Raw genomic sequence first — 14,162 nt, 5'->3', positions numbered from 1 at the left:
GACGGTGCGTTGTGTTATGTAGTTAATCGTTTGAATGTGTTTGATTTCGACGATTCGGTTCCCTGTCAAAGCGCTCTCAGCCCGCAGCCTCTTTCTCGCTTTCTCGAACCGGCCTCCGCGCGACTGTGCAGCGGCGGCCGCTGTCAGCACAAAGGAGCCCCCGATGTTCCGTTCCACCCCCAGCCGTGCGGCCGCCGCCACCGGTCTTCTCCTGGCCCTCGGCCTGACCACCGCGTGCTCCTCGGGCAAGGAGGCCACGACCGACGACCAGGCCGGCAAGGTCGAGGGCGCGATCTCGCTCACGTATCTTCAGAAGCAGGGTGACCAGGAGTACTTCATCGGAGAGGCCGCGGGCGCGAAGGCGAAGGCGAAGGAACTCGGCATCGACCTCAAGGTGGCGAACCTGGGCAACGACGCCAACAAGACCGTCAGCGAAGTGCAGTCGGCGATCGCGCAGAAGACGAGCGGGATCATCATCGTCGTTCCGGACCCGGCCGTCGGCCCGCAGGTCGTGCAGACCACGAAGGACGGCAAGGTCGCGCTCCTGACGTCCGACGACCAGATCTGCGCCACGGGACCCGACCCGGCCAAATGCGGGAAGGACGATCTCGTCCCGCGGATCGGCTTCAGCGGTTCCCAGATGGGCGGGGAGGTCGGGAAGCGCGCCGCGGCGGAGTACGAGAAGGCCGGCTGGAAGGCCGCCGACACCCGCATCATCTCGGCCTGGAAGCAGGACGTCACCGTCTGCGGTGACCGGGTGGCCGGAGCCAAGAAGGCGTTCCAGGCCGCCGTTCCCGGTGTGAAGACCATCGACGTCCCCACCGACAACACGCCCACCGGCGCCCAGGACAAGATCGCCGCGACGATCACCGCGAACTCCAAGGTGAAGAACTGGGTCGTCTGGGGCTGCAACGACGAGAACGTCATGGGTGGTGTGACCGCGCTCGCCAACGCGGGCATCAGCCCGGACAACGTTATCGGTGTCGGGCTCGGTGCCTACCTGGCCTGCAAGGAATGGCAGTCCGACAAGCCGACCGGGATGAAGGCGGCCCTCTTCATCAACGGCAAGGACGTCGGCGCCCTGGCCGTCCAGACCATGTACGACAAGCTCAAGAACGGCAAGAAGTTCCCTGCCGAGGCCTTCGCCCCCACCACCATGGTCGACCACACCTCGTGGAAGAGCGCCGGAGTCACCTGCAGCTGAGTACTCCCGGCGGGCGGCCGCGACATACCGCCGCCCGCCGGTGACCGCGCCCCCCGACCTTGCCTGCACCATGCCATCGAGGTGAACCGACCCATGATCCCAGCGCAACACCCGGCCGCCGCCCCGGAACCCCCCGGCGACCCGGCGGCGTCCCAGCCCTCCCCCGTCGCCGTGTCGGGCATCACCAAGCGCTTCGGTACGGTGCAGGCGCTCGGCGGCATCACGCTCGACTTCCCCGCCGGCCAGATCACCGCGCTGATGGGTGAGAACGGCGCCGGCAAGTCCACGCTCCTGAAGATCCTCACCGGGGACCACCAGCCCACCGAGGGGAGCGTGGTCGTGAACGGGGAGCGCATCGCACTCGACTCCCCCGCCCGCGCACGGGCTGCCGGTATCAGGATCATTCCTCAGGAGCCCGAGATCATCCCCCACATCTCCGTGGCGGAGAACGTCTACGCCGGCGCCCTCCCCCGCAAGCGCGGGCGGGTGCTGGACCGGGCCGAACTCAACCGGCGCATCAAGGCCGACCTGGACCGGCTGGGCTTCGCCCACGTCCTCGACCCCGCCCTGCTCGGCTCTCAGCTCACGCCCGCCCAACGCCAGTTGGTGGAGATCATGCGTGCGCTGACCGGTGGCACGACCGCGAAGCTGATCGCCTTCGACGAACCGACGTCGTCGCTGTCGGAGCACGAGGTGGACGCCCTGTTCACGCTCATCCGGCGGCTGCGCGACGAGGGCATCGCCATCGTCTACGTCTCGCACCGCATGCAGGAGATCTTCCAGCTCTCCGACCGCATAGCCGTCCTGCGCGACGGCAGCCTGGTCGGCGTCCAGGACGCCCAGACCACGAACGAGGGCGAGCTCGTACGCCAGATGGTCGGCCGCGACCTGTCCGCCGCATTCGTGCGCCGGCGCGTTGCCGTCGACCGGCTGGTCCTCGACGTCCAGCACCTCACGACCGATGACGTCACCGACATCTCGCTACAGGTGCGTGCCGGCGAGGTCGTCGGCCTCGCCGGCCTGATCGGGGCCGGCCGCTCGGAGCTCGCCCTCGCGCTCGCGGGCGACCTGCCCGTCCGCAGCGGCACGGTCACCCTCGACGGCGCGCCGCTGCGCAGCGGCCGGCCGGGCGAGGTGATCAGCGCGGGACTCGGACTGGCGCCCGAGGAACGCAAGGCCCAGGCCCTGTTCCTCCAGCAGTCGATCAAGGACAACACCTCGCTCGTGGTGCTGGACCGACTGCGGCGCTTCCGCTTCGTCCGGCGCGCGGCCGAACGCCGCCTCGCTCAGGAGTACACCGACCGGCTCCGGGTCCGTGCCCCGTCGATCGACCACGAGGTGCGCAAACTTTCGGGCGGCAACCAGCAGAAGGTGGTCCTGGCCCGTTGGCTGGCACGAAAGCCCAAGGTCCTCGTCCTCGACGAGCCGACCCGCGGCATCGACGTTGGAGCCAAGGCCGAGATCTACCAGATCATCGCCGATCTCGCCGCCGAAGGCGTGGCGTTGCTGGTCATCTCCTCCGAGCTCCCCGAACTCCTCGGCCTCGCCGACCGTGTCGTCGTCATGCAGAACGGCCGCATCACGGGCGAACTCGACCGCGGTGAAGCCACCGAAGAATCCATTCTCCAGCTCGCCATGGCCGATGACATCGTCGGCGCCGCCCCCGGAGCCTCCTCATGACCCTCACCAGTTCCCCCTCCCCGTCCGTGAAGGGATCCGCCGGCGACAGCCCCGCCCCGCGCCGGTCGAACCTGCTTTCCGGCATGGGCGGCCAGAACGTCAGCCTGATCGGCGCGCTCGCCGTCGTTCTCGTCCTGTTCGGTGTCCTGAACGACAACTATCTGAGCCTGTCGAACATGCAGGTCATCGCCGAAGCGGCGACCATCACCGGGCTGCTCGCGATCGTGCAGACCGTGGTCATCATCTGTGGCGGTCTGGACATCTCCGTCGGCTCGCAGGTGGGCGTGGCCTCGGTCGTCAGCGCCATGGCGTTCACCTCAGCCGGCTCGAACGCCTTCCTCGGCGTGGCCGCGGCCGTCGGCGTCGGCATCCTGGTCGGCGCGTTGAACGGCCTCGTGATCGTCTACGGCCGGGTCAACCCCACCATCGCCACCCTGGCCGGCCTCGCCGCCTACAAGGGACTCGCCCAGCTCCTGTCCGACGGGCGGGCCCAGGGCTACGTCCTCAACAACGATGTCTTCATCTTTCTCGGGCGCGGCAAGATAGCCGGTCTGCCGGTCATGGTCTGGATCCTGATCGTGGTGGCCGTCACCGTCCACCTGCTGCTGAAGTACACCGACATCGGGCGCAATCTGTACGCCATCGGCGGCAACGACACCGCCGCCCGCCTCGCCGGCATCAACATCAACAAGTACCTGATCTGCGTCTACGTCCTCATCGGCGTGGTCGCCGCCATCGCGGGCATTCTGCTGACCGCCCGCACCGGCTCGGGCCAGCCCGTGTCCGGCAGCGAGGGCCTCGAACTCAAGGCGATCACCGCGGCCGCCCTGGGCGGCGCCGCTCTCAAGGGGGGCAAGGGAGGGATCGGCGGCACCCTGCTCGCCGTGGCGCTGCTCGGCTGCCTGGAGAACGGCCTCACCGTCCAGGGCATCAACACCTTCTGGCAGAACGTCGCCCAGGGCGCGCTGCTCGTCATCGCCGTCGTCATCCAGCAGCGGCGCAGCGGCGAGAGGGCTGTCGGGCTGCCTCACTGACCGCTCCCCGTCCCCGCGCCCGCCCGGGCGGGACGACGTCCGCCCCACGGAACCGCGTGCGGTCCGTGGGGCGGACAGAGGACTTCCCCGTACATGCGGGCCTGCAGGCTCGATGCAGGCCTCTTTGACCGCCGGCTGTTCGCGCGGGCGCTGCGGGAAAGGGCCCCGCCTGGCATCCTGTGGCCTGATCCAGGAGGGGCACATGTCATTCGCGCACTACGTGGAACGGGTTACCGATGAGGTGGTCGGCGGGTTTCCGGCGGACGTCGGCATCTACGCCGTGACGTTCCGGATCGACAGTATCGACCAGGATCCGCGGTTTCCGTACGTGGCGGTCGGCTACACGACCGAGGCCGACGCCGCGAGGTCGGCACAACAGGCGCGGACGGCGTCGGACGACTGGGAGACGCGCTGGAGTTACGCGTACTTCCCCGAAACGGGGCTCGAAGGGGTGCGGGCCGTCGGGCGTGACCCGGAGGGCGCGGAGGCGCACCGGCGGGAGGCGGAGTCCCGGGGGCTCCGGTACGCGGACGACGAGGAGCCGGACGGGCGGGACGAGCTGCTGGTCGAGTGGTTCTACGAGGTCTGTGTCGCGGCGGCTCGCCGGCTCCACGGGAGCGGCCGGATCGTGGAGGCGTTGGGAAGGCCGGTGCCGGTCGTTCTCTACGACATGTTCGAACCGGACGCGATGTTCGAGCTGACCTCGGCCGCCAATCCGGCCGCGCTGGTGGCGGAGTTCATGGCGGAGGATCCGGCGGGCGCATCCAGCGATCGTTCAGAGGCCTGAGCCGGCGGCGTACAGCCCTTCGAGGGTGGAGTGGCGTGGCGTCCCGCACGCTTCCAGGGGAGACCGGACCTCGGGGGCTGCGACTGCGGAACCCGCGTCACACCGGTGCGCTGCATATTCCGTCCGGACGCGCAGGTGGGGAACTCGCCCTGCCACACGTTCATCCGGTGCGCGCCCGCGGGTTCTCGCTCGTTGCCTCAGGGATACGCGGCCCGGACCGGGCCGCCACGCGCCGCGTACTCCCACTCGGCCTCGGTCGGCAGCTCTTCCCGCCCACTTCGCTCAGGCACGGCCATCGCGCCAGGTGACGTGCACCACCGAGTGGTTCATCCGGTCGGCGATGTCCGATCCGGGGCCTTCCGGGTTGCGCCGGTGGGTGCCGGGGGCATCTCGCCACCAGGGCGTCGCGGACACGGCGGGAGCGGATCGGAGCCTCGCGCCTAGCAGGCCGCCGAAGACGGACGACGTGCCCAGCCGCTCGGCCACCGTCCCCCGTGCCGTGGCCTCGACGAGCGCGGCGAAGGCCGCATTCGTCACCGTGGCGACGTCGAGCCAGAAGGGATCGAGCCGGATAGCCCGCCGACGGGCCCTGCCCCGTCGGCGGGCTATCCGTCGCCGCGTCGGTTCCCATCAGGAATGTGCCGCCGGTCAGGCGCACCATCGCGGTCCGGTCCGACGGGCCGTCCCTCACCTCAGGCAAGTCGTCCGGGTCAGCGGCCCTTGCGCACCCTGGCCGCCGCGCGTGCTTCCGCTGTCTTGCGGGCGTCGGCCGTCTTCCGGGACTCCTTGGGGCGGCCCGGACGCGTGCCCATGCCACGGAACGGGACGTTGCCGCTGCCCTTCCCTTCGATCGGCGGGCGCTTCGCCCCGGTGATGGCGGTCAGCTTCTCCTCGCCGGAGCGCACCTGGGTGACAGTCGGCCGGATCCGGGCCTCGGTCATGATCCGGTTGACGTCCCGCCGCTGGTTCGGGGTGACCAGGGTGACCACGTTCCCGGATTCCCCGGCGCGAGCCGTACGCCCGCCACGGTGCAGGTAGTCCTTCGCGTCGGCCGGCGGGTCGACGTTGACGACGAGGTCGAGCGCCTCGATGTGAATGCCTCGCGCCGCGACGTTGGTGGCCACCAGCACGGTGATCTCGCCGTCCTTGAACTGCCCGAGCGTGTGGGTGCGCTGGGGCTGTGACTTCCCGCTGTGCAGGGCGCCGGCCCGTACGCCGCTGGCCCGCAGGTGCCGGGTGAACTGGTCCACGCCGGCCTTGGTGTCGAGGAACATCAGGACCCGGCCGTCCCGCGCGGCGATCTCGGTCGCGGTCGCGTACTTGTCGGCGGGGTGGACGTTCAGCACATGGTGTTCCATCGTGGTGACCGAGCCCGCCACACGGTCGAGCGAGGCCACTACCGGCTCGTGCAGATAGTTCCGCACCAACTGGTCGACATTGCGGTCGAGCGTGGCCGAGAACAGCAGCCGCTGTCCGTCGGGGCGGACCTGGTCCAGGATTTCCGAGACCTGCGGCAGGAACCCCAGGTCGCACATCTGGTCCGCCTCATCCAGCACCGTGATCCGCACCTCCTGCAGATCACAGGACCGACGCGATACGAGGTCGGCGAGCCGCCCCGGCGTAGCGACGACCACTTCGGCGCCGGTCCGCAGCAGCGCCGCCTGCCGGTTGATCGCCAGCCCGCCGACCACCGTCGCCAGCCGCACGTTCAGCGCCTGCGCGTACGGCGCCAGCGCGTCGCTCACCTGCTGTGCGAGCTCCCGGGTCGGCACCAGGACCAGTGCGAGCGGCCGCTTCGACTCCGCTCGCCTGCCCGCCGTCCGCGCCAGCAGCGCAAGCCCGAAGGCAAGCGTCTTGCCGGAGCCGGTCCGCGCGCGGCCGAGAACATCACGGCCGGCCAACGCGTTGGGCAGGGTCGCTGCCTGGATCGGGAAGGGCTCCGTCACGCCCAGCCCGGTCATCGTCGCCGTCAGTTCCGACGGCAGCCCGAGTGCGTCGAAGGACTCGGCCGGCGGCAGCCCAGGGGCAGCCGTCTTCGGCGTTGTGAGTTCGCCGTTCGGGGCAGGCGGCTTCGCGTTCATGGGGGAACCTTCCTCGGTCTGGCGCCCGAAACGCACCGGGGCCCGTACCCCTCGGTACGGGCCCCGGCTGTTTCGAAGCGTTCCGCCATTTTACCAGTGGCGCCCCGGCACGTTCCGGTCCCGTCGCCACGCCGGAGCAGCAAGCTCGGTTACGCACGTGACCTATCGCGCTCGGGATGACGAGCGCCCGCGGGCGCCCGACCACACCGAACTGCGCAGCCCGGCCGCTCGCGAACGCGCACAGCGCCGCAAGGAGAGTCACCGGCGGCAGAACAAGCTGCGCGCGCGGGCGAGGCCCTCCAGCGCAAGTCCGCCCACAGCTGACGCGACGGCGGTGCGCCGCATCCGTCCCCGATAACCGCCTGCCCGACATCGCCCGGGCGCTCACGGCTTCGTGAGTGAGGTGCGCCGGCCATGTGCCCCAGCCACCCTCGCGCGTCACCACCGGGGGCGGTGAGGGCGGCGACCGGGTGCGCGGCAATCGCATGGCCGAGCCCGGGGGCAAGGAGTGTTCCGAATCGCCGATAGCCTGCGTCATCATGATGCGCGCGTGGATACTGCCGATACTGCTTGTGCTCAGTGGCTCAGCCGTTGCAACCGGGATGATCCTCCGGGGAAGTTCAGGTGAGGCCGCGGGAATGCTACTGGTGTTCGCTCTGGTCGCGGGCGTGAACTCGCCGCTGATCTTCCCGAGGTCGGTCGGTGCGCTGGAGGCACAACGCCGCAGCGCGGTCGACGGTCGGCCGGTCGTCTTCTGGCGGTCGGGCTGCATGTACTGCCTGCGACTGCGCATACGGCTGGGCCGGAGCGCCCGCCGGATGCACTGGGTCAACATCTGGCGTGACCCGGATGGAGCGGCAGTGGTGAGGGCAGCCAATGACGGCAATGAGACCGTGCCGACTGTCGTCGTGGCGGGCCGGCCCCATGTCAACCCGGACCCTGCGTGGGTGCGCGAGCAAATTCCCCCATCCGTCTGACCGGGAAGCGATGCCGCGTCACCAGACCAACCAGCCCCTGCCGGTGGCCGCTTACTACGCATAGGCTCTGGGCGCAGTCGATCAGGGGCGCGTCAATCCGGTGCCCGACAAATCGGACAAGGGAGTGTCCCGCTGTGACGGATGCACGCGACGAAGAAGTGCTCGCCCGGATCGCCAAGGGGCTCGTCTACACCGAGTCGGAAGCGGCGTTTCAGAACTCTCGGCGGCGCACAGAGGAGATTTTCGAGTACAACCAGACGCCGCCGAGCGAAGCGAAGAGGCGTGAGTCCCTTCTCGTTGCGATCTTCGGCTCGCTCGGTGAACGCACGGTGCTGTTGCCACCGTTCCACGCCGGGTTCGGCAGTAACGTCCATATAGGCGACGACTTCTTCGGGAACGTGAACCTGACGTTCGTCGATGACGTGGACATCCGCATAGGTAACGGGGTCATGATCGCTCCCAGCGTGACGCTGACCACGACGGGGCATCCGGTGCATCCTGCGCGCCGGGCTGACTTCGGACGCTACTCCGAGCCGATCGTGATCGAGGACAAGGTGTGGATCGGCAGCAACGTGGTCGTCCTGCCCGGCGTCCGTATCGGATACGGATCGGTCATCGGCGCAGGCAGCGTCGTCAGCCGCAGCATTCCCCCGATGACCGTGGCATTCGGCACGCCTTGCCGGGTGGTCCGCCACATCACGGACGAGGACCTTACGACTCGCACTGCCGGGCAGGCCGGACACTGAAGGGCTGTCCCTCAATTTTTGATGGATCAGCGCGCGGCGTCAGATGCGGTGCATCGCAAGGCGGAGGGACGCCCGAATACTGGATGTATTCGGGCGTTCCGACACCACGGCGAGGTGCCATAGCTGTCGTCGTGCGCCCTCAGGACTTGCGAGCCAGCCCTTAGTGGGCGTTTTGTTCTCCGGTGTCTGTTTCATTTGGTCTAGGTGCCGCGCCAGTTGAGGGTGGTCTCGTGGGTGAGGCGGCGGGTCATGAGGTTGATGGCGGCCAGTTGGATCATGGCGGCTGATCGGTGGGGGTGGGTTTCGTAGTCGCGGGCCAGGCGGCGGTGGTGCATGAGCCAGCCGAGGGTGCGTTCGATGACCCATCGGCGTGGCTGGACGTGGAAGCCTCGGGTGGTGGGGTCGCGTTGGACGATCTCGAGGTCGATGCCGAGTCGGGCTGCGTGTTCGACGGCTTTGGTCTTGTAGCCGTTGTCGGCCCAGGCCTTGCTGATCGTCGGGTGGAGTGCGGCGACGTTGGTCATGAGCTGGGTGCCGGCCGCGGAGTCGTGGACGCTCGCGGCGGTGACGGCGACGGCCAGGAGGAGGCCGAGGGTGTCGGTGACGATGTGCCGTTTGCGTCCGATGATCTTCTTGGCCGGGTCGATGCCTTGGCTGGTCAGGGGGACGGTGGCGGAGATCTTGATGCTCTGGCTGTCGATCAGGCAGGCGCTGGGCTGGCTCGCGCGGCCTTCGGCCTTGCGGACTTTGCCGCGGAGGATGTTGGTGAGCTGGTCGAAGATGCCGTCGGCTTCCCAGTGGGCGAAGTAGCCGTAGACGGTCTGGTGGGGTGGGAAGTCGTGGGGGAGGTAGCGCCAGGGTATGCCGGTGCGGTCGACGTAGAGGATGGCGTTCATCAGGGTGCGTAGGTCGTGGGTGGGCTTGCGGATGCCGGCGCGGGCTTGGCGCCAGGCTTCCAGGGTGGGGCGGATGAGTTCCCAGCGGGCGTCGGACAGGTCGCTGGGGTAGGACTGCGAGGGCTGCATGATGCCTGGGTACGTGGCTGCAGCCAACCTGGGCAGGGCGTGTGCCGAGGCATCCGGGGCACCGGGGCGCGGGTTCGCAGACCCGCATGAACCAGGTTGCTTCTGAATGAGACGGGATCTCTCATCGGAAACCCGGCGCATTACTGGTTCACGGATTGCCGCATAAGCTACTTCCCGGGCAAATCACCGCTCAGGCGACCACGCTTGACCGCTTAGAACCGCAGCCAAACACCTGATATGCGAACCAAACGCTCACTTAGAGGTCATCTCAACTGGCTTGATCACTAGGGCCTGTTTCGAAAGTGGGTGCGACTGGGCTCCTGTACCGTTCAGCGGATGACGGACGTCGTGGGCATGATCGAACGGATCTGGCGGTATCCGATCAAATCAACCGGCGGTGAGTTGCTGCAGCAGGTGGGCGTTGACACGAGGGGACTGCTCGGGGACCGTCTCTTCGCGGTGCGTGATGCCGAGGGTAAGTTCGGCTCGGGGAAGAACACCCGCCGCTTCCGCAGGATGCCCGGCCTACTGCATCTGCATTCCCGCTACGCCAACGGCATGGACCAGCCAGAGCTGTTGGACCCACGAGGTGTCGCTGTCCCGGACCCCACGGCGTATCTTCGTGGCTACCTCGGCCGCGACGACGTCGAAGTAGCGCGTGAGGGAACTGTCTCGCACTTCGACCAACTCCCGCTGAGTGTCTTGACCACTGCCACCCTCGATTGGGTGCGCTCGGCAGTTCCCGGAGTTCCCGTCGATGAGCGGCGCTTCCGGCCGAATCTTCTGGTTCGCACTCCGCCCGGCACCCCTCCCTTCGTCGAGGACAGGTGGTTCGGGAGCAAGGCGTGGATCGGTGACGCCCTGTGCGTCGAGTTCCTGCGATCCAGCGAGCGATGCGTGATGACCAACGAGGCCCAGCAAGATCTGCCTCGTTCGCCGCTGGTATTGCGAGCCATCGCCGATGCGCACGAGGCGCGCCTGGACGCCCTGGCGATCATCATGATCCCCGGGCCGTTGCAGGTCGGGGACGCCGTCGTTCTTCTCTAGTCTCCGCGAGAACCCCTGATCACAGCCACTCGTTGATGGCCGCGATCAGCACCGTGGCCTCGTAGCGGACGGAGAGCTTGTCGTATCTCGTGGCCACCGCGCGATGGCGCTTTAGGCGATTGACCCCGCACTCCACCGCGTGGCGCGCCCGGTAGTCGTCCTTGTCGAACGTCGGTGGCCGGCCTCCGTGGGAGCCGCGCTTCTTGCGGTTGGCGATCTGGTTCTTCTTCTCCGGAATGGTGCAGCGGATACCGCGTCTGCGTGGGTAGGCGCGGTTCGCACGGGAGCCATACGCCTTGTCCGCGCGCACCTTGCCGGGTCGACTGCGCGGCCGTCCCGGGCCGGGCCGAGGCACGCGGATGCGGCCCAGGACGACCTGGAACTGCGGCGAGTCCCCGCGCTGCCCAGCCGTGACCACGATCGACATGGGCTTCTGCCCTTGCTCGACGGCCAGGTGCACCTTGGTGGTGAACCCACCGCGCGAACGTCCCAGCCCGTGATCACCGGGCTCGGTGAAGAGGCCACCTGGTGGTTCCTTCTGCAGGTCCCCCTGCTTGCGAGCCCCGGCCGCATGCTGATGAGCGCGGCACACTGTGGAGTCGACGCTCAGATCCCACACAATCGCGCCCCTCGCGTCGGCCAGGGACTGGAGCCGGGTGAGAACCCGGTGCCAGGTGCCGTTCCGCTGCCACCGTCGGAACAAGTCGTAGACCCGGCCCCACGGCCCGTACTCGACGGGCACGTCCCGCCACGGAACACCGGTCCGGACCCGGAACCGTATGCCGTCGATCAGCCGCCGCCGAGGCCAGACGAGCGGCCGCCCCCCGCCCTCCCATTTGATCACTGAGCGGACCGGTCTGCCCCTGTCCATCGGCATCTCCGCCGCGAACACCCACGACAGTCAGGGCCTGGAGGCTCTGGTGCGGGTATCCCGCCGATCCGGTCCGGCGCGGACCTCGTCGGCGACGGCCCGCCAAGCTCCACGGTGACAAGGGTTACGACTACGATCACCTGCGCCGGTGACTCCGCGCCCGGAACATCACTCCGCGCATCGCCCGCAGGGGCATCGAGTCCTCCCAGCGGCTCGGCCGCCACCGTTGCACCGTGGAGCGCACGGTGGCGTGGCTCGCCGGATGCCGCCGCCTGCACCGCCGGTACGAGCGCAAGGCGGAACACTTCCTGGCTTTCGCGGGGATCGCCGCCGCCCTGATCTGCTACCGCCGGCTGGAGCGGCCGACCAGGTCACACGGCACCGAGAAAGCCCGGATCAACCCCATCGAACTGTCGGCACGAGTCCCGGGCGACGCCGGGCAGCTCCGTCATGGGCACGGCGCGACGACTGGTCTCGGAGAGAGCCTGGCGTGCCTCGGCAGACCACAACGGCGGGAATGTAGACAAGCCCTGATCGCTGTTCAGCGCCCGGACATCGTCCTGCCAGCTGGCCCAGCGAAGATCCGCGTAGAACTCATCAAGCGCCCCGGACACCAGCCAGGCCATCCACGCCGAGTGGCCGACACCCAGAGCCTCCCAGCGGAGCGAATCCGGGGCGAAGTAGACCATCTCTCCCGGGGGTCCAGGGCGGCCGGCGCTGGCGGGATCTCCGCCGTTGAGAGCGAAGACGCCACCCAGCACGTCATGTGCCACCACCAGGCCCGTATCCGCTCGCCACTCGGAGTCGAATGCTCCCGGGAACTGATTGACCCGAGCCAGACCCGGCACCCCATGCGCAGCTCCGTCCACGGGGCTGCCAAAGACCCGCAGCCATCCGTCATCCACCAGCAGACCGCCGCAGTGCAGTACCACCGCGCCCAGGTACGACCTGGCCGTAACCTGCAACTGGAGAAGGGACGCCCTGCCCAGGTCGCTGTCGGCCGGAAGCACCACGACGGACACCGGCCCGGCCTCGAGTGTCTGCCTGAGTTCCGGCCAGGCCGGTTCCTCAACGTCGAGCAGCTGGCTCAGTTCACGCATGCCCGCATCGTCGCACCCGCACTTTGCACCCTAACCGGCAGGGCACTTTGACGAACCACCCGCCAATCGAGATGACCTCTTAGTGAGCGTTTGGTTCGCATATCAGGTGTTTGGCTGCGGTTCTAAGCGGTCAAGCGTGGTCGCCTGAGCGGTGATTTGCCCGGGAAGTAGCTTATGCGGCAATCCGTGAACCAGTAATGCGCCGGGTTTCCGATGAGAGATCCCGTCTCATTCAGAAGCAACCTGATTCATGCGGGTCTGCGAACCCGCGCCCCGGTGCCCCGGATGCCTCGGCACACGCCCTGCCCAGGTTGGCTGCAGCCACGTACCCAGGCATCATGCAGCCCTCGCAGTCCTACCCCAGCGACCCGTCCGACGCCCGCTGGGAACTCATCCGCCCCACCCTGGAAGCCTGGCGCCAAGCCCGCGCCGGCATCCGCAAGCCCACCCACGACCTACGCACCCTGATGAACGCCATCCTCTACGTCGACCGCACCGGCATACCCTGGCGCTACCTCCCCCACGACTTCCCACCCCACCAGACCGTCTACGGCTACTTCGCCCACTGGGAAGCCGACGGCATCTTCGACCAGCTCACCAACATCCTCCGCGGCAAAGTCCGCAAGGCCGAAGGCCGCGCGAGCCAGCCCAGCGCCTGCCTGATCGACAGCCAGAGCATCAAGACCTCCGCCACCGTCCCCCTGACCAGCCAAGGCATCGACCCGGCCAAGAAGATCATCGGACGCAAACGGCACATCGTCACCGACACCCTCGGCCTCCTCCTGGCCGTCGCCGTCACCGCCGCGAGCGTCCACGACTCCGCGGCCGGCACCCAGCTCATGACCAACGTCGCCGCACTCCACCCGACGATCAGCAAGGCCTGGGCCGACAACGGCTACAAGACCAAAGCCGTCGAACACGCAGCCCGACTCGGCATCGACCTCGAGATCGTCCAACGCGACCCCACCACCCGAGGCTTCCACGTCCAGCCACGCCGATGGGTCATCGAACGCACCCTCGGCTGGCTCATGCACCACCGCCGCCTGGCCCGCGACTACGAAACCCACCCCCACCGATCAGCCGCCATGATCCAACTGGCCGCCATCAACCTCATGACCCGCCGCCTCACCCACGAGACCACCCTCAACTGGCGCGGCACCTAGACCAAATGAAACAGACACCGGAGAACAAAACGCTCACTTAGTTGGTCGCGCTCGACTCAGATGACGGACCAGAGGGCGTCCTGGCACCGGCAGATTGAGTACGCGTACGGATGTCAGCCGGCTCACCGTCCCCGTGTCCGGCCTCAACCGGCTTGTCTTCGCCGTCCCCACCGGCCCCGCCGTGATGCCCTGGGCGTGCATCGCCGATGTGCCGATTCGGTCATTCGCATGGCGTGGCAATCGACCGTGGATCAACGGACGACGGGTTGTGGGCGCTGAGTGAGCCGTCGTTGCCACCGTGGCCGGAGCGGTCGAAGCGGTGCCAGGTGGTCCGGTCCGACCCAGCCGCCCAGTCGCCAGAAAACAACAAAATCTGACGTTGGCATTGTGGTGATTGTGTTCCCTTTCTAGGGTGGGTGCGTCTCAACAGGTGTTATCCGCTACACC

At 68.1% G+C, this 14,162-nt stretch carries 14 protein-coding genes and 1 pseudogene; 9 read left to right on the top strand and 6 right to left on the bottom strand.

Going from position 1 to position 14,162, the window contains the following annotated elements; all coding sequences use genetic code 11:
• Positions 1 to 163: 163 nt before the first annotated feature.
• From SH922_RS39460 to SH922_RS39445, 4 genes are all read left to right on the top strand, one after another.
• On the top strand, positions 164 to 1,204 hold the full coding sequence (locus tag SH922_RS39460) for a substrate-binding domain-containing protein (protein ID WP_393063307.1): 1,041 nt from the start codon (positions 164 to 166) through the stop codon (positions 1,202 to 1,204).
• 93 nt (positions 1,205 to 1,297) lie between these two features.
• Positions 1,298 to 2,884 (top strand): sugar ABC transporter ATP-binding protein, encoded by a 1,587-nt coding sequence (locus SH922_RS39455; protein ID WP_393063306.1) that lies wholly within the window; start codon positions 1,298 to 1,300, stop codon positions 2,882 to 2,884.
• Positions 2,881 to 3,918, top strand: a complete 1,038-nt coding sequence (locus tag SH922_RS39450) for an ABC transporter permease (RefSeq protein ID WP_393063305.1) — start codon at positions 2,881 to 2,883, stop codon at positions 3,916 to 3,918. The genes SH922_RS39455 and SH922_RS39450 overlap by 4 nt, the downstream gene beginning before the upstream one ends.
• A gap of 202 nt (positions 3,919 to 4,120) precedes the next feature.
• Positions 4,121 to 4,705, top strand: a complete 585-nt coding sequence (locus tag SH922_RS39445) for a hypothetical protein (RefSeq protein WP_393063304.1) — start codon at positions 4,121 to 4,123, stop codon at positions 4,703 to 4,705.
• A gap of 197 nt (positions 4,706 to 4,902) precedes the next feature.
• On the opposite strand, the gene SH922_RS39440 is transcribed toward SH922_RS39445, so the two are convergent.
• The 3 genes from SH922_RS39440 to SH922_RS39430 form a co-directional block, all read right to left on the bottom strand.
• A complete protein-coding gene (locus tag SH922_RS39440; protein WP_393063303.1) occupies positions 4,903 to 5,001 on the bottom strand; it encodes an SUMF1/EgtB/PvdO family nonheme iron enzyme in 99 nt (32 codons plus the stop codon).
• On the bottom strand, positions 4,988 to 5,278 hold the full coding sequence (locus SH922_RS39435) for an SUMF1/EgtB/PvdO family nonheme iron enzyme (protein ID WP_393063818.1): 291 nt from the start codon (positions 5,276 to 5,278) through the stop codon (positions 4,988 to 4,990). Before SH922_RS39435 ends, SH922_RS39440 begins: the two co-directional genes overlap by 14 nt.
• Before the next feature lie 137 nt (positions 5,279 to 5,415).
• A complete protein-coding gene (locus SH922_RS39430) occupies positions 5,416 to 6,786 on the bottom strand; it encodes a DEAD/DEAH box helicase (protein ID WP_393063302.1) in 1,371 nt (456 codons plus the stop codon).
• Positions 6,787 to 7,325: 539 nt separating this feature from the next.
• On the opposite strand from SH922_RS39430, the gene SH922_RS39425 reads away from it, so the two are divergent.
• Positions 7,326 to 7,763, top strand: coding sequence for a glutaredoxin domain-containing protein (locus SH922_RS39425; protein ID WP_393063817.1), 438 nt, complete (start codon positions 7,326 to 7,328; stop codon positions 7,761 to 7,763).
• 134 nt (positions 7,764 to 7,897) lie between these two features.
• On the top strand, positions 7,898 to 8,509 hold the full coding sequence (locus SH922_RS39420; protein WP_393063301.1) for a sugar O-acetyltransferase: 612 nt from the start codon (positions 7,898 to 7,900) through the stop codon (positions 8,507 to 8,509).
• Positions 8,510 to 8,709: 200 nt separating this feature from the next.
• Here the strand turns inward: SH922_RS39420 and SH922_RS39415 are convergent, their stop codons facing one another.
• Entirely contained in the window at positions 8,710 to 9,534 is an 825-nt protein-coding gene (locus SH922_RS39415) for an IS5 family transposase (protein WP_393063300.1), read from the bottom strand.
• Positions 9,535 to 9,870: 336 nt separating this feature from the next.
• Between SH922_RS39415 and SH922_RS39410 the strand changes: the two genes are divergently transcribed.
• Positions 9,871 to 10,581: an MOSC domain-containing protein gene (locus tag SH922_RS39410; protein WP_393063299.1), complete on the top strand. Its 711-nt coding sequence runs from the start codon at positions 9,871 to 9,873 to the stop codon at positions 10,579 to 10,581.
• A gap of 19 nt (positions 10,582 to 10,600) precedes the next feature.
• Here SH922_RS39410 and SH922_RS39405 read toward each other — a convergent pair whose 3' ends face one another.
• Positions 10,601 to 11,458 carry an IS5 family transposase gene (locus SH922_RS39405; protein WP_393063298.1) on the bottom strand — a complete coding sequence of 286 codons (858 nt, stop codon included), beginning with the start codon at positions 11,456 to 11,458 and terminating at the stop codon, positions 10,601 to 10,603.
• Here SH922_RS39405 and SH922_RS39400 point away from each other — a divergent pair.
• A pseudogene (locus tag SH922_RS39400) lies at positions 11,367 to 11,808 on the top strand (IS5 family transposase); the annotation flags it as partial. The gene SH922_RS39405 and the pseudogene SH922_RS39400 overlap by 92 nt on opposite strands.
• Before the next feature lie 15 nt (positions 11,809 to 11,823).
• On the opposite strand, the gene SH922_RS39395 reads toward SH922_RS39400, so the two are convergent.
• A complete protein-coding gene (locus SH922_RS39395; protein ID WP_393063297.1) occupies positions 11,824 to 12,552 on the bottom strand; it encodes a DUF2625 domain-containing protein in 729 nt (242 codons plus the stop codon).
• Positions 12,553 to 12,890: 338 nt separating this feature from the next.
• On the opposite strand from SH922_RS39395, the gene SH922_RS39390 reads away from it, so the two are divergent.
• The gene (locus SH922_RS39390) at positions 12,891 to 13,715 is read left to right on the top strand and encodes an IS5 family transposase (RefSeq protein ID WP_393063296.1); all 825 of its coding nucleotides are present in this window, start codon (positions 12,891 to 12,893) and stop codon (positions 13,713 to 13,715) included.
• The last annotated feature ends 447 nt before the right edge of the window (positions 13,716 to 14,162 follow it).

The sequence above is a fragment of the Streptomyces sp. LN549 genome, from assembly GCF_043203805.1.
Classification (GTDB): Bacteria; Actinomycetota; Actinomycetes; order Streptomycetales; family Streptomycetaceae; genus Streptomyces.
Note: the sequence above shows the minus strand (reverse complement) of the source record. Positions and strands in the feature narration are given on the sequence as shown.